General features: G+C 64.7%; 20 protein-coding genes. 17 read left to right on the top strand and 3 right to left on the bottom strand.

What is annotated here, in order from left to right; translation table 11 throughout:
• Positions 1-2 precede the first annotated feature (2 nt).
• The 3 genes from moeA to MGMSRV2_RS13760 are packed head-to-tail and all read left to right on the top strand — an operon-like array spanning position 3 to position 1,949.
• Positions 3-1,232 (top strand): molybdopterin molybdotransferase MoeA, encoded by a 1,230-nt coding sequence (gene moeA, locus MGMSRV2_RS13770; RefSeq protein ID WP_024080974.1) that lies wholly within the window; start codon positions 3-5, stop codon positions 1,230-1,232.
• Positions 1,229-1,480 (top strand): molybdopterin converting factor subunit 1, encoded by a 252-nt coding sequence (gene moaD, locus MGMSRV2_RS13765; RefSeq protein ID WP_024080973.1) that lies wholly within the window; start codon positions 1,229-1,231, stop codon positions 1,478-1,480. The genes moeA and moaD overlap by 4 nt, the downstream gene beginning before the upstream one ends.
• 4 nt (positions 1,481-1,484) lie before the next feature.
• Positions 1,485-1,949, top strand: coding sequence for a molybdenum cofactor biosynthesis protein MoaE (locus MGMSRV2_RS13760; RefSeq protein ID WP_024080972.1), 465 nt, complete (start codon positions 1,485-1,487; stop codon positions 1,947-1,949).
• On the opposite strand, the gene MGMSRV2_RS22215 is transcribed toward MGMSRV2_RS13760, so the two are convergent.
• Both MGMSRV2_RS22215 and MGMSRV2_RS13750 read right to left on the bottom strand, forming a co-directional pair.
• The gene (locus tag MGMSRV2_RS22215) at positions 1,950-3,077 is read right to left on the bottom strand and encodes a helix-turn-helix domain-containing protein (protein ID WP_024080971.1); all 1,128 of its coding nucleotides are present in this window, start codon (positions 3,075-3,077) and stop codon (positions 1,950-1,952) included. It lies immediately after the preceding gene.
• A gap of 131 nt (positions 3,078-3,208) precedes the next feature.
• Positions 3,209-3,997 (bottom strand): enoyl-CoA hydratase, encoded by a 789-nt coding sequence (locus MGMSRV2_RS13750; protein ID WP_024080970.1) that lies wholly within the window; start codon positions 3,995-3,997, stop codon positions 3,209-3,211.
• A gap of 83 nt (positions 3,998-4,080) precedes the next feature.
• On the opposite strand from MGMSRV2_RS13750, the gene MGMSRV2_RS13745 reads away from it, so the two are divergent.
• Positions 4,081-4,494 (top strand): PaaI family thioesterase, encoded by a 414-nt coding sequence (locus tag MGMSRV2_RS13745; protein WP_024080969.1) that lies wholly within the window; start codon positions 4,081-4,083, stop codon positions 4,492-4,494.
• Between the two features lie 13 nt (positions 4,495-4,507).
• Positions 4,508-5,608, top strand: coding sequence for a cobalt-precorrin-5B (C(1))-methyltransferase (locus MGMSRV2_RS13740; RefSeq protein WP_024080968.1), 1,101 nt, complete (start codon positions 4,508-4,510; stop codon positions 5,606-5,608).
• 16 nt (positions 5,609-5,624) lie between these two features.
• On the opposite strand, the gene MGMSRV2_RS13735 is transcribed toward MGMSRV2_RS13740, so the two are convergent.
• The gene (locus MGMSRV2_RS13735) at positions 5,625-6,368 is read right to left on the bottom strand and encodes a cobalt-precorrin-6A reductase (protein ID WP_024080967.1); all 744 of its coding nucleotides are present in this window, start codon (positions 6,366-6,368) and stop codon (positions 5,625-5,627) included.
• A gap of 226 nt (positions 6,369-6,594) precedes the next feature.
• On the opposite strand from MGMSRV2_RS13735, the gene MGMSRV2_RS13730 reads away from it, so the two are divergent.
• The 12 genes from MGMSRV2_RS13730 to MGMSRV2_RS13675 all read left to right on the top strand — a co-directional run bounded on the left by MGMSRV2_RS13730 (position 6,595) and on the right by MGMSRV2_RS13675 (position 16,468).
• The gene (locus MGMSRV2_RS13730) at positions 6,595-7,575 is read left to right on the top strand and encodes an aliphatic sulfonate ABC transporter substrate-binding protein (RefSeq protein ID WP_024080966.1); all 981 of its coding nucleotides are present in this window, start codon (positions 6,595-6,597) and stop codon (positions 7,573-7,575) included.
• Positions 7,572-8,384, top strand: coding sequence for an ABC transporter permease (locus MGMSRV2_RS13725; RefSeq protein WP_024080965.1), 813 nt, complete (start codon positions 7,572-7,574; stop codon positions 8,382-8,384). The genes MGMSRV2_RS13730 and MGMSRV2_RS13725 overlap by 4 nt, the downstream gene beginning before the upstream one ends.
• A gap of 6 nt (positions 8,385-8,390) precedes the next feature.
• Positions 8,391-9,161, top strand: coding sequence for an ABC transporter ATP-binding protein (locus tag MGMSRV2_RS13720; protein ID WP_024080964.1), 771 nt, complete (start codon positions 8,391-8,393; stop codon positions 9,159-9,161).
• A gap of 112 nt (positions 9,162-9,273) precedes the next feature.
• Entirely contained in the window at positions 9,274-11,211 is a 1,938-nt protein-coding gene (gene acs / locus MGMSRV2_RS13715) for an acetate--CoA ligase (RefSeq protein ID WP_024080963.1), read from the top strand.
• A 22-nt stretch (positions 11,212-11,233) separates the two neighbouring features.
• Positions 11,234-11,746 carry an OsmC family protein gene (locus MGMSRV2_RS13710; protein WP_024080962.1) on the top strand — a complete coding sequence of 171 codons (513 nt, stop codon included), beginning with the start codon at positions 11,234-11,236 and terminating at the stop codon, positions 11,744-11,746.
• A complete protein-coding gene (locus MGMSRV2_RS13705) occupies positions 11,739-12,887 on the top strand; it encodes a trans-sulfuration enzyme family protein (RefSeq protein ID WP_024080961.1) in 1,149 nt (382 codons plus the stop codon). Before MGMSRV2_RS13710 ends, MGMSRV2_RS13705 begins: the two co-directional genes overlap by 8 nt.
• A gap of 233 nt (positions 12,888-13,120) precedes the next feature.
• Positions 13,121-13,492 (top strand): YfeK family protein, encoded by a 372-nt coding sequence (locus MGMSRV2_RS13700; protein ID WP_024080960.1) that lies wholly within the window; start codon positions 13,121-13,123, stop codon positions 13,490-13,492.
• Between the two features lie 224 nt (positions 13,493-13,716).
• Positions 13,717-14,412 carry a Spy/CpxP family protein refolding chaperone gene (locus MGMSRV2_RS13695; RefSeq protein ID WP_024080958.1) on the top strand — a complete coding sequence of 232 codons (696 nt, stop codon included), beginning with the start codon at positions 13,717-13,719 and terminating at the stop codon, positions 14,410-14,412.
• Between the two features lie 206 nt (positions 14,413-14,618).
• Complete coding sequence (locus MGMSRV2_RS13690) at positions 14,619-15,488, top strand: ADP-polyphosphate phosphotransferase (RefSeq protein WP_024080957.1); 870 nt, start codon at positions 14,619-14,621, stop codon at positions 15,486-15,488.
• Positions 15,489-15,579: 91 nt separating this feature from the next.
• On the top strand, positions 15,580-15,765 hold the full coding sequence (locus MGMSRV2_RS13685; RefSeq protein ID WP_024080956.1) for a hypothetical protein: 186 nt from the start codon (positions 15,580-15,582) through the stop codon (positions 15,763-15,765).
• A gap of 40 nt (positions 15,766-15,805) precedes the next feature.
• Positions 15,806-16,033, top strand: coding sequence for a hypothetical protein (locus tag MGMSRV2_RS13680; RefSeq protein WP_024080955.1), 228 nt, complete (start codon positions 15,806-15,808; stop codon positions 16,031-16,033).
• A 141-nt stretch (positions 16,034-16,174) separates the two neighbouring features.
• On the top strand, positions 16,175-16,468 hold the full coding sequence (locus MGMSRV2_RS13675; protein ID WP_024080954.1) for a DUF1476 domain-containing protein: 294 nt from the start codon (positions 16,175-16,177) through the stop codon (positions 16,466-16,468).
• Positions 16,469-16,478 lie beyond the last annotated feature (10 nt).

Raw genomic sequence — 16,478 nt, 5'->3', positions numbered from 1 at the left:
CCATGGCCTATGATGCCGGCGACACGATGATTTCGGTCGAACAGGCCCTTGCCTTGTTGGAAAGCCGGGTCCAGCCCCTGGGCCTGACCGAGGTGGTGGCTTTGCCCGATGCCCTGGGCCGGGTGCTGGCCGAGGATGTGGTGTCGCCGCTGGATGTGCCGGCCTTCGCCAATTCGGCCATGGACGGTTATGCCTTCGCCCTGGCGGGGCTGCCCGCCGATGGGCGCCTGCGCCGGGTCGGGCGCTCCGCCGCCGGCCATCCCTTCGACGGCGTGGTGGGCGCGGGGGAGTGCATCCGTATCCTCACCGGGGCGATGATGCCCCAGGGCGCCGATTGCGTCGCCATGCAGGAGGATTGCAGTGTCGACGGCGATGTGGTGACCGTGCCGACCAGCCTGAAGCCGGGCGCTAATTGGCGCCATGCCGGCGAGGACGTGGCTCATGGCGCCACCGTGCTCTACACCGGCAGCCGTCTGCGCCCGCAAGAGATCGGTCTGGCGGCGGCGGTGGGTCGCACCGCCCTTCGTGTCTATCGCCCGCTGCGCGCCGCCGTGTTTTCCACCGGTGACGAGATCAATCCGCCGGGCAGCCCATTGCCGCCGGGCGGCATCTATGATTCCAACCGCTTCACCGCCGGCGCCTTGCTGCGTGCGCTGGGCATCGAGGTCACCGATCTGGGCATCCTGGCCGACGACCGCGCGGCGATCATCGCCGCCCTGGACAAGGCGGCACTGGACCATGACGTCATCCTGACCTCGGGCGGGGTGTCGGTGGGCGACGAAGACCACGTCAAGGCGGCGGTAGAAACTCTGGGGGCCTTGCATTTCTGGCGTCTGGCCATCAAGCCGGGCAAGCCGGTGGCTTTGGGCGAGATCAAGGGCCGCACCTTCATCGGCCTGCCCGGCAATCCGGTGGCGGTGATGGTCTGTTTCATGCTGTTGGCTCGGCCCCTGCTGCTGCGGCTGATGGGCTTGCGCCAGTGCGCCCCGCTGATGGTGCCGGTGCGCGCCGATTTCAGTTTCCGCCGCAAGCCGGGGCGGCGCGAATGGCTGCGTGCCCGCGTGGTCAACCGCGACGGTCAGTTGTGGGCCGAGAAATTCCCGGTGGAAAGTTCGGGCGTGTTGTCGTCCATGGTCTGGGCCGAAGGTCTGGTGGCGGTGCCGGAAGATATGGGCGACGTCGCCCCCGGTGCCCTTTTGGATTTCGTTTCCTTCGCCGAGGTGCTGCGATGAACGTGCTGTATTTCGCCTGGCTGCGGGCCAAGGTCGGTGTGGGTGAGGAAATTCTGGTGGTGCCGGAAAACGTCACCACCACCGGCGCCCTGGTGGAATGGCTGAAGACCCGTTCGGACGGCCATGCCCAGGCCTTCGCCGACCTGAAGCTGGTGCGCGTCGCCGTCAACCAGGATTATGTCGGTTGGGATCATCCGATCAAACCCGCCGACGAGGTGGCTTTCTTCCCGCCCGTGACCGGAGGCTGAGGTCATGATCCGGGTCCAGGCCGAGGATTTCGACCCCGGCGCCGAACTGGCCGCCTTTAGTGCCGGTAACGGCAAGGTCGGCGGCATCTGCATGTTCCTCGGGCTGGTGCGCGATTATCTCGGCGACCATCCGGGCCAGGGGGCGGGGGTCAGCGCCATGACCCTGGAACATTATCCCGGCATGACCGAACGTCAATTGGCGGCCATCGAGGCCGAGGCTCGCGACCGCTGGCCGCTGCACGAGGTGCTGATCATCCATCGCCATGGCCGGTTGGAACCGGGCGAGCGCATCGTCCTGGTCGCCACCGCCTCGTCCCACCGCGAGGCGGCGTTCCAGTCCTGCCACTTCCTGATGGACTGGCTGAAGACCAAGGCGCCGTTCTGGAAGATCGAGCACACCGACCAGGGCGACCAATGGGTGGCGGCCAAGGATGAGGACGACGACGCGGCCCGGCGCTGGACTCGCTGATCAGCCGCCGGACAGCTTGTCCGGGTCCAGGCGGATGTCGCGACGAACCTGACCGGCGGCGCCCAGGGCCGGGGCCTTCCTGCCGTCCACCGCCACGTCCAGGGCACCGGCATTGCCAACCATCAGGGTTAGCCCGGGGCGATTGGGGACGGCATAGGCGTCGCCCTTGCGCAAAAGTCGGCTCATCAGCAATTGGCCGTCCATCTCGCGCACCTGAATCCAGCAATCGTCGCCGGCAGCGGTCAGGACCACGCGGGAATCGCCATGATCGACCGACGGCTTGGTGGCTTCGGCCTTGGGCGGCTCGGCCTTAGGCGGTTCGACCTTGGCCGGTTCCACTTTGGTCGGTTCGACCGGCTTGGGTGTTTCGACCTTCACGGGTTCCGCCTTCACGGGTTCCGGCTTAGGGGGTTCCGGTTTGGCGGGTTCCGCTTTCACGGGTTCCGCCTTCACGGGCTCGACCTTCGCGGGGGCCGGGGGGGTGACCGGGGGCGGACTTGGTTCGACAGGCTTGGGCTTGGCCTCTTCCTCCTCAGCCGGCGGCACCACTTCGGTTTCCTTGGCCGGGGTCAGGTTTGCCGGTTCGTTCAGTTTGACCGGCTCAGGCGCCTTTTTCGCCGGTTGCGGCTCGGCGGTGACATTGGCCGGGCGGTTCAGCACCGAGGTCAGGCGATCGGGCAGGGCCGGGACCATTTCGGCCACCGAGGTGTCGCGCGACGACAGCAGGTACCAGCCGCCATAGGCGATTCCGGCCAGCAGCAGGCCGACGAACAGCACGGCACCGCCGGGGATGCGGCCCTCGGAGACCGGCGACGGGAACACCAGTTCCGAGCGCGGGTGCAAATCGCCCGAGGCCTCGGCCCGGAACCGGCGCAGCATTTCCTCGCCGTCCAGGTCGAGGAATTCGGAATAGGTGCGCAAGAAGCCGATGGCATAGGCGCCGCCGGGCAGATCCTTGTGCCGTCCCTCTTCCAGGGCCAACAGATAAGGCTGGCGGATACGCAGCATGGAGGCGACCTCGGCCAAGCTCTTGCCGGTCTGGCTGCGGGCATGACGCAAGGTGGCGCCGACGCTTTGCGGCAAGGGCGCAGGCGTTTCCGAAGTCTCGTCTGGCGTGGTCGTGGACACGATGGATCGTTCCTGTTGCCGTGGGGCGACACTCACCCCGGTTGCCGCCCCCCATGGACGCACTGCCCCCGTCTTGGCGGGGATGGGAACCGTTTTACAAAGACTGGCGCCCTCAGGCAACCATCACGGTATCAGCAGCCCTGCCAGACCGGATGACGCTTGCCGAGAAAGGCGTCGATCCCTTCGGCGGCGTCACGGGCCAGCATGTTCTCGGTCATCACCTGGGCGGCATAGTCATAGGCATCGTCCAGGCCCATTTCAACCTGGGCATAGAAGGCCTCTTTGCCGACCTTCAAGGTGTGCGGTGATTTCGACGCGATCAGGCGGGCGAAGCCATCCACCGTCTCGTCCAGCTTCTCAGCCGGCACGGCACGGTTGATCAGCCCCCAGGCGGCGGCGGTGGCCGCATTCACCGCATGGCCGGTCAGCAGCATTTCCATGGCCTGCTTGCGCCCCACATTGCGCGACAGCGCCACCATGGGGGTCGAGCAGAACAGGCCTATATTGACGCCGGGCGTGGCGAATTGGGCATTGTCGGCAGCCACTGCCAGATCGCACGAGGCGACGATCTGGCAGCCGGCGGCGGTGGCCATGGCGTGGACGCGGGCGATCACCGGGCGGGGAAAACGCACGATCGCCTTCATCATGCGCGAGCATTGGGCGAACACCGCCGCCACCGGCTCACGCCCTTGCAGCGAGCGCATTTCCTTGAGGTCGTGGCCGGCGCAAAAGGCCGGGCCGTTGGCGGCCAGCACCACCACCTTGACCGAGGCATCGCCGGCCAGCCGGTCCAGGGCGGCCTCGATCTCGGTCATCATCGCCACCGACAAGGCGTTGCGGGCCTGCGGACGGTTCAGGGTCAGGGTGGCGATACCGTCTTCGGTGGACAGCAGGACCATGGCTTCGCTGGCGGTGGACATCGGGGCTCCCTTGTTTTCGTCACTCATTCGGGGGCACAGTGTGACCCGGAAACGATCAGTCGTTCAATAAGCAAGAGGGTTTCATGACCGCCATCAGCGTCGAGGAATTCAACCAGGACTTCATCATCAAGGTACCCATGGCCGCCAATATCGGCATTCATGCCACCATGCTGTCCAAGGGCGAGGCGCGGCTGTTGATGCCGTTTTCCGCGGCTTTGGCCCGTCCGGTGGACACGGTCAGCGGCCCGGCGCTGATGACCTTGGCCGACGTCGCCGCCTGGGCGGTGGTGCTGACGGTGATCGGGCGCCAGGAAATGGCGGTGACCACCAGCCTCAACATGAATTTTTTGCGCATGCCGGGATCATCGGCGATCCTCGCCGAGGCCAAAATCCTGAAGATGGGGCGACGGCTGGCGGTGTCGGCCATCGAACTGATTGCCGCCGACAGCGACGAGATGGTGGCGCATGCCACCGCCACCTACGCCATTCCGGGGTGATGGCGGTGGTACGATGAGCGATATCGAAGACGGCAAAAACCTGCGATCCGGCTGGACCACCGGCGCCTGCGCCACCGCTGCCGCCAAAGCCGCGTGCCTGGCCCTGTTCGGCGAGGCGTTCCCGCAACAGGTGACCATTACCTTGCCGCGCGGCGAAACGCCCAGCTTCGCCCTGGCCTTGGCGGAACAAGGCGATGGCTGGGCGCGGGCGGGGGTGATCAAGGATGCCGGCGACGATCCCGACGTCACCCACGGCGCCACCATCATCGCCACCTTGCGGCGGGGAGAACCGGGCAGCGGCATCGTCTTCCGCGCCGGGTTCGGAATCGGCACCGTCACCAAGCCGGGGCTGCCGCTGTCGCCGGGCGAACCGGCCATCAACCCGGTGCCGCGCCGCTTGATGAGCGCCGAAGTGGTGGCGATCGCCAAAAACCTGGGTCAGTCCGCCGATATCGAGATCGAGATTTCCGTGCCGGGTGGCGACAAGCTGGCCCTGGCCACCTGGAACCCGCGCCTGGGCATCCTGGGCGGTATTTCCATATTGGGGACCACCGGGGTGGTGGTGCCGTATTCCTGCTCGGCCTGGATTCACTCCATCCAGCGTGGCATCGACGTGGCGCGGGCCACCGGGGTGACCCATGTGGTGGCCAGCGTCGGCAACACCTCGGAAAAGGCGGCCCTGGCATTGACCGGCCTGTCCCCGGAAGCGGTGATCGACATGGGCGATTTTGTCGGCGGCATGCTGAAATACCTGCGGCGCCACCCCGTCGCCCGCGTTACCGTCGCCGGCGGTTTCGCCAAGGTGTCCAAGCTGGCGGCGGGGGCCATGGACTTGCATTCCAAGCGGTCTCAGGTGGATTTGCCCTGGTTGTCCGGTCACCTGCGCGTCCTGGGCGCGGCCGAGGATATCGTTGGCCGTGCCGAGATGGCCAACACCGCCTTGGAGGTGCTGGAACTGGCGCAAGCGGTCGGGCTGCCGCTGGGCGACGCCATCGCTGCCGAAGCTGTCCGAGTGGCCCAAGGCGTTCTGGATGGCGCTCCGGTCCAGGTGGACGTGCTGGTGTTCGACCGTAAAGGGAGGCTGGCGGGCAGCAGTCACACGACGCCGATTTGATTGCCGCCATCCCCGTTCAAGCGCAGATCGGGGTTAGCCAGCAAAGAGCCTCGGCGACGTCGGCGGCCTTGGGTGTGTCTGGGCGGCACGGGCGGGTTTTGATGACGACCCGTATGCCTAACGCGCGGGCGGCGGCCAGTTTGGCGTCGGTGGGGCCGCCGCTGTTCTTGCAGACGATGGTGTCGATGCCTCGCGTGATCAGCAGCTCACGCTCTTCCTCATAGGCGAACGGTCCCCGCGCCAACAGGATTTCGGCTTGAGTGAAGGGGGGCATGGGATCGGGCATCTCGACCGAGCGGATCAGAAACCACACATGATCCAGACCGGCGAACGGCTCCAATTCCTGCCGGCCCACCGTCATCAGAACCCGTTTCGAGCGTGTTCCGACCAGGGGTGCGGCCTCGGTCCAGTCCGCCACCTCGTCCCATAAATCGCCGCGCTGACGCACCCAGGCCGGGCGTTCCAGCCGCAGCAGCGGCACATCCATTGTCGCACAGCCTTGGGCCGCATTCCATCCCATGCGGGCGGCGAAGGGATGGGTGCAATCCACGACCGCGTCGATGTGGTTGTCGCGGAGGTAGGCCGCCAGCCCATCTGCCCCACCGAAGCCGCCGATGCGGACGTCACCCGCCGGCAGGCGGGGAGTGCCGGTACGTCCGGCCAGCGATGAGATGACCCGTATGTCGGGCCGATCAGCCAGTTCACGGGCCAGGGCATAGGCTTCGGTGCTGCCGCCGAGGATGAGGATATTACGGGCCATCGTGTCTTTCCATGACGGCGCTGTGGCGCCAGCCGAGAACGCGATGATAGCGCGTGGCGATGGCCCTCGACCAGGGCAGGGTGGAAGGGTGCCGTCGGTGGTCCGTCGCTCCAGACCATCAGCACATAAAACCACTCGCTCTGTATACTATTGACAACGCAAACACGCAGTGTCAGTGTGAATTCAGAGAAATTAACCATTAATATATGTTATATAGGAGAGCCCGATGGCCCTGACTTCCTTCCTGCGCCGTGCCGGTACCGCCGCCGCCATCTTGTTGGGCTTGTCGGCCCAGGCCCATGCCGCCGACAAGATCGACGAGTTGAAGATCGATTTCGCCTATTACAACCCGGTCAGCCTGGTGCTGAAGGAAAAGGGCTGGCTGGAAGAAGAGTTGAAGAAGGACGGCATCAAGGTCCGCTGGGTGCAGTCGCTGGGCTCCAATAAGGCGTTGGAATTCTTGAATGCCAAGGGCTTGGATTTCGGTTCGTCCGCCGGTGCCGCCGCCTTGCTGGCCCGCATCAACGGCAACCCGGTGAAGTCGGTCTATGTCTATTCCAAGCCGGAATGGACGGCGCTGGTGACCCAGGGCTCGTCCGCCATCAGCAAGGTCGCCGACCTCAAGGGCAAGCGCATCGCCGCCACCCGTGGCACCGACCCGCACATCTTCCTGATCCGCACCCTGGCGGAAAACGGCCTGACCGAAAAGGACGTCAAGGTGGTGCTGTTGCAGCATCAGGACGGTCGTCTGGCCCTGTCCAAGGGTGACGTCGATGCCTGGGCCGGTCTGGATCCGCTGATGGCGCAAGCCGAGTTGGATGACGGCGCCAAGCTGTTCTACCGCAATGCCGACATCAACACCTGGGGTGTGCTCAATACCCGCGAGGATTTCGCCGCCGATCATCCGGAACTGGTGTCCAAGGTGTTGCAGGTGTATGAGAAGGCCCGCGCCTTCGCCATCAACAATCCGGGCGAGTTGAAGCAGATCATCGCCACCCAGGCCAAGCTGACCGACGCCGTTGCCGCCCGCCAGTTGGAGCGGACCGACCTGTCCACCGCCGCCATCGGCGACACGCAGAAGAAGACCATCGAGGGCGCCGGTATCGCCTTGCAGCAGGCTGGGGTGATCGCCGCCGATGTCAACGTCGCCGCCGTCGCCGCTGGTCTGGTGGATTCTTCTTTCGTCACCAAGTTGGGGATCAAGTGAGCACAGAGCAAACCGTCGAAAACGCCGCCCGAACCTCCACCGGTTCGGGCGGCAAGTGGCTGATCGGCTTCATCCTGCCGCTGACCCTGGCTTTGGCCTGGGAAGTGGCGGTGGCGCTGAAGTGGTCGGACGGTCGGCTGCTGCCGACGCCGTCCAGGATTTTCCTGACCCTGGCCGATCTGGCCAAATCGGGCGAATTGACCGGCCACATCCTCGCCACCTTGCAACGGGTCGGCCTGGGCTTTGTCTTCGGCGTTGCCGCCGGCACCTTGTTGGGCGCGGTCAGCGGTTATTGGACCAGCGTCCGCCGGCTGATCGACCCGTCGTTGCAGGCGTTGCGCAACATTCCGTCCATCGCCTGGGTGCCCATGTTCATCCTGTGGTTCGGCATCTTCGAGACTTCCAAAGTGATCCTGATCGCGGTGGGGGTGTTCTTTCCCATTTATCTGGCGCTGTCCGGGGCCATCCTGGGGGTCGATCGCAAGCTGGTCGAGGTCGGGCGCATCTTCCGTTTCAGCCACCAAGAGATGATCACCCGCATCCTGCTGCCGGCCACTCTGCCCACCTATGTCATCGCCCTGCGCTCGGGCCTTGGTCTGGGCTGGATGTTCGTGGTCGCCGCCGAGTTCATGGGGGCCGAGCAGGGCTTGGGCTTCTTGCTGGTCGATGGTCAACAGACCGGTCGCCCGGCCACCATCTTGGCCTCCATCACCGCCTTCGCCATCCTGGGCAAGCTGACCGACTGGCTGCTGGCTTCGGTGTCGGCGCGTTTCCTGACCTGGCAAGACGGCTTCAAGCCGGCGGAGTAGCCCCCTATGCTCGATATTTCCGGCGCCTCCAAGCGCTATCCCAACGGCCTGCTGGCCCTGGCCGGCCTGGATCTGCACGTGGCCCAGGGCGAGATCCTGGCCATCGTCGGCGGTTCGGGCTGTGGCAAAAGCACGGCCTTGCGGCTGATCTCGGGCCTGGACAGTCCCAGTTCGGGCACGATCTCTTTGGACGGCACCGCCATCGCCGCGCCGCGGGAAGAAATCGGCATGGTGTTCCAGGAACCCAGGCTGATGCCGTGGCTGTCCATCGATGACAACGTTTCCTTCGGCATCCGCCATCTGCCCGTCGCCGAACGCAAGGTTCGGGTGTCCGAGGCTTTGGCCCGGGTCGGTCTGGCCTCCCATGCCGGGCATTGGCCGCGCGAGTTGTCGGGCGGCCAAGCCCAGCGCGTCGCCCTGGCCCGCGCCTTGGTCGGTCGGCCCAAGGTGCTGCTGCTGGATGAGCCGTTCTCGGCCCTGGACGCCCTGACTCGCGGCGATTTGCAGGAACACCTGCTGGATTTGTGGGCCTATGACCGCCCGACCATGATCCTGGTGACCCACGACATCGAGGAAGCGCTGTTCCTGGCCGACCGCATCGTCGTCATGCAACCTAATCCGGGACGTATCCGGGCCGAGGTGACGCCGCCCCTGGCCCGCCCGCGCGACCGCCTGGACCCCGAGTTCCTGGCGTGGAAATACAAGCTGTTGGCCGAACTGGACCATGCCAGCCGTAAGCCCACCGGCGACGAGACCTTCCCCGCCGCTGCCATATAGAACACATATTGTGCGTGAATAAGCGCCTGCATTCAGCGCATGTCTGCTGCTGTTGTGTTAAATTGGCGGCGGGATACACTTGTTGGACCGTACATTTTCACCCGAGTTCCCCATGTCCCAGGTCTTTCCCGTTCCCGCCGGTTTTGCCGAACACGCCCATGTGGACGCCGACACCTATGCCCGCGTCTACGCCCGCTCCATCGAGAATCCTGACGAATTCTGGCGTGATCAGGCCGGCTTCCTCGATTGGATGCGTCCGTTCAGCCAAGTCAGCGACACCAAGTTCGACCCTGACGACCTGCGCATCCGCTGGTTCGCCGACGGCAGCTTGAACGCCTCGGTCAACGCCCTGGATCGCCATCTGCCGGCCAAGGCCGACCAGCCGGCTCTCTTGTGGGAAGGCGACGGCGTCGAAGAAAGCCGGGTAGTGACCTGGGGCGAGTTGTCCGACCGCGTCAACCGGTTGGCCAACGTGCTGAAGGGGCTGGGGGTGGCCAAGGGCGACGTGGTTACCATCTATCTGCCGGTGATCCCCGAGGCCTTCGTCGCCATGCTGGCCTGCGTGCGTCTGGGGGCGGTGCATTCGGTGGTGTTCAGCGGCTTTTCCGCCGAGGCTCTGGCCGATCGCATCCATGATGCCGGGGCCAAGGTGCTGATCACCGCCGACGAGGGCAAGCGCGGCGGGCGCGCCGTGCCGTTGAAGGTCAATGCCGATCGGGCCTTGAACAGTCAGAAACAGGTGCATTCGGTGGTGGTGGTGCGGCGCAGCGGCGCCGATGTTCCCTTCACCCCCGGTCGCGACCATTGGTACGACGCGGTGCTGGACGCCGCCGCCCCCTGGTGCGAGCCGGTGGAGGTGGGGGCCGAAGACCCGCTGTTCATCCTTTACACCTCGGGCTCCACCGGCAAGCCCAAGGGTTTGGTGCACACCACCGGCGGCTATCTGGTCCATGCCGGCACGTCGTGGCGGACGATCTTCGACTGGCACGAAAACGATGTCTTCTGGTGCACCGCCGATGTGGGTTGGGTCACCGCCCACACCTACAAGGTCTATGGTCCGCTGCTCAACGGCGCCACCAGCGTGCTGTTCGAGGGGGTGCCCACCTGGCCCGACGTGTCGCGCTGGTGGTCGATCATCGCCAAGCATAAGGTCAACATCTTCTATACCGCCCCCACCGCCATCCGCTCGCTGATGCGCGAGGGCGAGGCCCCGGTTTCCCGCCATGATCTGTCGTCCCTGCGGGTGCTGGGCTCGGTGGGCGAACCCATCAACCCGGAAGCCTGGCTGTGGTTCCACCGGGTCATCGGCGGCGGACGCTGCCCCATCGTCGATACCTATTGGCAGACCGAGACCGGGGCCGTGCTGCTGGTGCCCATCCCCGGCGCCACACCCAACAAACCCGGCCATGCCGCCAAGCCCTATTTCGGCATTCGGCCCGAGTTGGTCGATGCCCACGGCAACACGCTGGATGGGCCGGGCCAAGGCAATATGTGCTTCGCCGGGTCGTGGCCGGGGCAGGCGCGCACCATCTTGCATGATCACGACCGCTTCGTGCGGACCTATTTCGCCCCCTATCCCGGTCGCTATTTTACCGGCGACGGCGGCAGTCGCGACGAGGACGGCTATTACCGCATCATGGGCCGCGTCGACGACGTCATCAACGTCTCGGGCCATCGCCTGGGCACGGTGGAACTGGAAAGCGCCATCTCGTCCCATCCGGCGGTGGCCGAATCGGCGGTGGTCGGCTATCCGCACGACATCAAGGGCCAGGGCGTGTTCGCCTATGTCACCTTGAAGGAAGGTTTCGCCGAAAGCGACGCACTGCGCCGGGAAATCATCGAAGCGGTGCGCACCCGCATCGGTCCCATCGCCACCCCGGACGCCATTCAATGGGCGCCGGCCCTGCCCAAGAACCGGGCCGGCAAAATCCTGCGCCGTATCCTGACCAAGGTGGCGGCGGGGGATTATGATAATTTCGGTGACACATCCACCCTGGCCGATCCACAAGTGGTGGACGACATCGTCCAACGTCGCCGCGACAACAGCTGAACCCAACTGGAGGTCCTAATCCATGAACGCCGACGAATTGCGCGCCCTGCAAACCCCCATCAAGGACCGCTACAAGGTCGATCCGGAAACCGCGGTGATCACCTTGAAGGCCAAGGGCGAACTGGACGGCGAAGGTATCGCCTGCAAGGTCGACACCGGTCGCGCCCTGGTCGAGGCCGGTCTGCACCCGGCCACCGGCGGCAACGGCATGCAGGCCTGTTCCGGCGACATGCTGCTGGAAGCCCTGGTGGCCTGTGCCGGCGTCACCTTGAAGGCGGTGGCCACCGCCATCGGTTTCGAGCTCAAGGGCGGCACCGTCTCGGCCGAGGGCGATCTGGATTTCCGCGGCACCTTGGGGGTGGCCAAGGACGCCCCCGTCGGCTTTCGCGATATCCGCCTGACCTTCGCCCTGGAAACCAGCGAGCCGCAGGACCGCATCGACAGCCTGACCAAGCTGACCGAACGCTATTGCGTGGTGTTCCAGACCCTGGCCAAACCGCCCAAGCTGGAGCTGACGGTCAAGACCAATGGCTGAGGTCAAACACGGGCGGCCGGAAACCCTGGCCGCCCAAGCCTTGGGCGTGGTGGATGCGGCGACGGGGGCGTTGATCCCGCCGCTCCATCCCTCCACCACCTATGAACGCGAGGCCGACGGCGGCTATCCCCGTGGCCGCGTCTATGCCCGCGCCGACAACCCCACCTACGACAGCGCCGCCCACACCCTGAACGCGCTGGAAGGCGGCGCCGCCACCTTGCTGTTCGCCTCCGGCATGGCCGCCGCCACCGCTGCTTTCCTGGCCTTGCAGCCTGGTGATCACGTGCTGGCGCCCAAGGTGATGTACTGGGCGCTGCGGTCGTGGTTGTTGGGCTTCGCCAGCGATTGGGGGCTGGTGGTGGAACTGGTCGACACCACCGATCTGGGGGCCGTCGCCACCGCCCTGCGCCCCGGCAAGACCAAATTGGTGTGGGTGGAAAGTCCGGCCAACCCGCTGTGGTCGGTGACCGACATCGCCGCCATGGCCGAACTGGCCCATGCCGCCGGCGCCCGGCTGGCGGTGGATTCCACCATCGCCACCCCGGTGCTGACCCGTCCGCTGGAATTGGGGGCCGATCTGGTCATGCATTCGGCGACCAAATACCTGAACGGCCATTCCGACGTGGTCGCCGGAACCCTGACCACGGCCCAGGTCGATGAATACTGGACCCGCGTCAAGACGGTGCTGGGGCAGAATGGCGGCATCCTTGGCACCTTCGAGGCGTGGTTGCTGCAACGCGGCCTGCGCACCTTGTTCCCCCGTGTCCGCTGGCAATGCGCCAGCGCCCAAAGTCTGGCCGAGCGGCTGCAAGCCTTGCCCCAAATCACCGATGTGCTGTATCCCGGCCTGCCCACTTTCCCCGGCCACGATCTGGCGCGGCGGCAGATGCGCGGCGGCTTCGGCGGTATGCTGTCGATCCGCATCGCTGGTGGTCGCGATGCCGCCCTGGCCGTGACTGGGCGGCTGAAGGTGTGGAAGCGGGCCACGTCGCTGGGCGGGGTGGAAAGCTTGGTCGAGCACCGCGCCAGCATCGAAGGCCCATCCTCGCCGGTTCCCGACGACCTGCTGCGGTTGTCGGTGGGGGTCGAGGCGGTCGACGACCTGTTCGACGATCTCACGCAGGCCGTTGATGGTGAGTAGTTTCCGATGCTGTCTCGGCACCGGTGAAAGCTTTTATCCTTCAAGCATTAGTCGTCTCCCCGGTCACCCGTACGCACGCGATCAAGACCGGAGACTGAAGACTAAGACGTCGACCGTGAACTGAAGTCCCGCCCTACCTCTGTTTACGGCTTCGTCGGTTCGGCGGCCATGGCACTCCCCCCAAGCTGGTGCCACGGCCGCCGAACGCCATACCGGTCGCCGGATGATCCGCCATGAAAACACTATCGCTTGTGGTCGCTACGCTGTTGGCGCTGCCTTGCCTGAGCCATGTGGGCCGGGCCGGAATGACGACAACAACCCAGTTGGAAATCAGTCATCTGCTTGACCGGATCGCCCAATCCTCATGCGAGTTCAACAGCGATGGCACATGGTACAGCTCGGGCATGGCGCATTTCCATTTGAGCGACAAGTACCAGCAGATGCAGGCGGAAGTCCTGATCAGCAGCGCCGAGGACTTCATCCGCACTGTCGCCAGCGAAAGCGCCGATAGCGGCCAACCATACCAAGTGCGCTGTACCGATGCTCCGCTGGTCACCAGCAGCCAATGGCTGAGGGCTGAACTGGCACGCTTCCGCGTCCGTTAGCCGTTCCGGCGGCACTGTCGGAAAATTTGACAGCCTCATGGATGCGCCTCGGGTAAATCAATTACTTTCAAGTGGTTATGAGTTCGGCGCGCTCTGTGCATAAGGAGCTGTATCCGTGCCCTGGTCGCGGATCGGGTGAACTTTCCGGAAAGCAGCGCACCATGCACAAATCGATTTCGTCCGCCCCCAGCTCCCGTCCGAAATCATCCGCAACCGGTGGCCCAATGCCGAGGCTGAGGGCCGAGGCGGAAACGGCGTTGGCCCGGGCATCGGCCAAGCCCCCCGCCTTGTCGCCCGAGCAGTTGCTGCATGAACTCCAGGTGCATCAGGTCGAACTGGAAATGCAGAACGACGCCCTGCGGCAGACCCAGGCCGCCTTGGTGCAGTCCCGCGACCGTTATCTGGACCTTTACGATTTCGCTCCGGTCGGCTACGTCACCTTGGCCAAGTCAGGGGTGATCGAAGAACTGAGCCTGACCACCGCCACCTTGCTGAAGACCGAGCGCCGGGATTTGCTGTTGGCGCAATTCGCCCGCTTCGTCGCGCCCAAGGACCAGGTCAGGTGGCAGATGCAGCTTCATCACGCCTTCAAGCATGGCGGCAAGCACAGTTGCGAACTGACGCTGATTCTTGACGATGGCACCACCTTCGATGCCGGTCTCGACTATCTGCGCACCGGCTCCCAGGCCGAGCGCGTCAGCCGCGCCGACATGATGGCGCGCGGCAAGACCATGAACGTGGTGGAAAACCTGAAGTTCATGCAATGCATGGTCGACCAGCATTCCAGCGGCTTGAAGCAACTGATCCCGCAGGTCGAGGCGCTTTACGCCGTCCTCACCCCCGAGCAGAAAAAGCAGGCCGATCAATTGCTGACCAAGCACCAGGACGGCGAATATCGCGGTCGTTACGACCGCAAATGAACCGGTAATACCAAGTCCCGATGAGCTCGACTCATCGGGACTTGGTTAGGCGCAAAGCGCCGCGCGGCTTATGCCGCGTGAGGCAAGCATCCCGGAGGGATGCGCCCGCCGCATGAGGGCGTCGGTGATCGGTTCCGATCACCGGAATATGGTATACAGGCGCACGGGGCGCGGTATGCTCCGTGCGCCCTTTTTCAGGGGTGGCGATGAAGATCAGTCCCAAGGACTTTCGCGTGGCCGGCGGCACCCGTGTCGACCTGAACCAATGGCCGACCCGTATCGACCCGGTCTGCGGTTCCACCGACGATTACCAGGCCCGCCTGGAAAAGCACGTGACGCATCTAAGCGCGTTGCAGCAGCTTCTGTTCGCCGCCAATCAGCATGCCCTGCTGGTGATCTTCCAGGCCATGGATGCAGCGGGCAAGGACGGCGCCATCAAGCATGTGATGTCCGGCGTCAATCCGCAGGGCTGCCAAGTGTTCAGCTTCAAGCATCCCAGTCCGGCCGAATTACAGCACGACTTTTTGTGGCGGACTACGCGCGACCTGCCGGAACGGGGCCGGATCGGCATATTCAACCGCTCCTATTACGAGGAAGTCCTGATTGCCCGGGTTCACCCGGAAATCCTGCACGGCGAAGGCACACCCCGTCGAAAACAGGACGAGGCGGCGGTCTGGCGGGACCGTTACCATTCGATCGTGAACCTGGAAAAGCATCTGGGCCTGAACCGGACCAAGATCATCAAGATATTCCTGCATCTTTCTCAGGACGAACAACGCAAGCGCTTTCTCGAGCGCATTGATGATCCGCGCAAGCATTGGAAATTCAATGTCGCCGATATCGAGGAACGCAAGTTCTGGCCCGCCTATATGAACGCTTACGAGGCCTGCCTGGAGGCGACCAGCACGCGTGAGGCGCCGTGGTACGTGGTCCCCGCCGACGACAAGCAGACCAGTCGGCTGATCGTGTCGAAGATCATCGTCGAGACCCTGAAGGGGCTGAAGATGAGCTACCCGCAATCCGATGCCGAACGCCGGCGGCAATTACAGGGCATCCGGGCGCGGCTGCTCCAGTAACGGAGTGGCCGAGACAGGTAGTTTCCGATGCTGCCGCCGCACCGGGCGGGGGCGGTACTGTTGCCCGACATGGAAGGCGCGAGGGGGGGCTATGAGTCAGATCAGAGCGAGCGCCGCCCGCCTGCGAGAGCGGGCCGAGAAATGCCGCCAATTCGCCCGCGAGTCGGCCTCCCACGGGATCGCCACCGAACTGGAGCGGCTCGCCGTCGATTATGACCAGGACGCTGCCCGTCTGGCGGCAGTCGATCGGGATGGAACCCAGCCAGCCACATCTTGAAAAACCCCACCCGATCCGTCGGCGGGGGAGGGAGACTCCGATGATGAACAAGCTGTCGCTTTTCGGGCTGTTTCTGGCGGTACTCGGCGCAATTTTCCTGGTGATTCCCAGGTTTTCCACCCAGCAGACCCACGACGTCGCCCAGATCGGCGGCTTAACGGTCCAGGCCCAGGAAAGCACGTCTTACACCATCCCGACCATGGTCAGCGGGGTGGCTCTTGTTCTCGGGCTGGGCCTGTTCGGTGTGGGATTGTATCGCCGACGGTAGAGGGGGGCCGGCTGTCCGATCCTTCACAGGTATTGATAAAAATAAATTATCAATACGATCATATTGATCCGTCTTTTCCTGGTCGGTTTCCGCCCCATTTCCTGCTCAGCGGCCATTGTGGCCAGGCAACAGGAGTGGACCATGAACTGCATTGGCAAGATCAGTGAAGACAGGATCGCTTTTGACCACGAACGCGCCTTCAAGATCCGCACCAAGGGCGTCAAGCTGCTGGGCCTGTGGGCCGCGACCAAGCTGGGGCTTGAAGCCGAGGCCGCCGACACCTATGCCCGCGCCCTGGTCACCATCGATTTCGAGGAAGCGGGCGACGAGGATATCCTGCGCAAGCTGCTGGCGGACTTGGAGCCGCTGGGGATCGGCCGGGCCGAACTGGTCGACCGTCTGATCGCCTGCGTCGAGCAGGCCTCGGTCCAGTAAGCGGAGGCCA

This window comes from Magnetospirillum gryphiswaldense MSR-1 v2 (genome assembly GCF_000513295.1).
Classification (GTDB): Bacteria; Pseudomonadota; Alphaproteobacteria; order Rhodospirillales; family Magnetospirillaceae; genus Magnetospirillum; species Magnetospirillum gryphiswaldense.
Note: the sequence above shows the minus strand (reverse complement) of the source record. Positions and strands in the feature narration are given on the sequence as shown.

Excerpts from the sequence above, each read along its gene's own strand:
- moeA (WP_024080974.1), top strand. The coding sequence starts at position 3 with ATGGCCTATGATGCCGGCGACACGATGATTTCGGTCGAACAGGCCCTT.
- moaD (WP_024080973.1), top strand. The coding sequence starts at position 1,229 with ATGAACGTGCTGTATTTCGCCTGGCTGCGGGCCAAGGTCGGTGTGGGT.
- MGMSRV2_RS13760 (WP_024080972.1), top strand. The coding sequence starts at position 1,485 with ATGATCCGGGTCCAGGCCGAGGATTTCGACCCCGGCGCCGAACTGGCC.
- MGMSRV2_RS13750 (WP_024080970.1), bottom strand. The coding sequence starts at position 3,997 with ATGTCCACCGCCAGCGAAGCCATGGTCCTGCTGTCCACCGAAGACGGT.
- MGMSRV2_RS13745 (WP_024080969.1), top strand. The coding sequence starts at position 4,081 with ATGACCGCCATCAGCGTCGAGGAATTCAACCAGGACTTCATCATCAAG.
- MGMSRV2_RS13740 (WP_024080968.1), top strand. The coding sequence starts at position 4,508 with ATGAGCGATATCGAAGACGGCAAAAACCTGCGATCCGGCTGGACCACC.
- MGMSRV2_RS13735 (WP_024080967.1), bottom strand. The coding sequence starts at position 6,368 with ATGGCCCGTAATATCCTCATCCTCGGCGGCAGCACCGAAGCCTATGCC.
- MGMSRV2_RS13730 (WP_024080966.1), top strand. The coding sequence starts at position 6,595 with ATGGCCCTGACTTCCTTCCTGCGCCGTGCCGGTACCGCCGCCGCCATC.
- MGMSRV2_RS13720 (WP_024080964.1), top strand. The coding sequence starts at position 8,391 with ATGCTCGATATTTCCGGCGCCTCCAAGCGCTATCCCAACGGCCTGCTG.
- acs (WP_024080963.1), top strand. The coding sequence starts at position 9,274 with ATGTCCCAGGTCTTTCCCGTTCCCGCCGGTTTTGCCGAACACGCCCAT.
- MGMSRV2_RS13710 (WP_024080962.1), top strand. The coding sequence starts at position 11,234 with ATGAACGCCGACGAATTGCGCGCCCTGCAAACCCCCATCAAGGACCGC.
- MGMSRV2_RS13705 (WP_024080961.1), top strand. The coding sequence starts at position 11,739 with ATGGCTGAGGTCAAACACGGGCGGCCGGAAACCCTGGCCGCCCAAGCC.
- MGMSRV2_RS13700 (WP_024080960.1), top strand. The coding sequence starts at position 13,121 with ATGAAAACACTATCGCTTGTGGTCGCTACGCTGTTGGCGCTGCCTTGC.
- MGMSRV2_RS13695 (WP_024080958.1), top strand. The coding sequence starts at position 13,717 with ATGCCGAGGCTGAGGGCCGAGGCGGAAACGGCGTTGGCCCGGGCATCG.
- MGMSRV2_RS13690 (WP_024080957.1), top strand. The coding sequence starts at position 14,619 with ATGAAGATCAGTCCCAAGGACTTTCGCGTGGCCGGCGGCACCCGTGTC.
- MGMSRV2_RS13685 (WP_024080956.1), top strand. The coding sequence starts at position 15,580 with ATGAGTCAGATCAGAGCGAGCGCCGCCCGCCTGCGAGAGCGGGCCGAG.
- MGMSRV2_RS13680 (WP_024080955.1), top strand. The coding sequence starts at position 15,806 with ATGATGAACAAGCTGTCGCTTTTCGGGCTGTTTCTGGCGGTACTCGGC.
- MGMSRV2_RS13675 (WP_024080954.1), top strand. The coding sequence starts at position 16,175 with ATGAACTGCATTGGCAAGATCAGTGAAGACAGGATCGCTTTTGACCAC.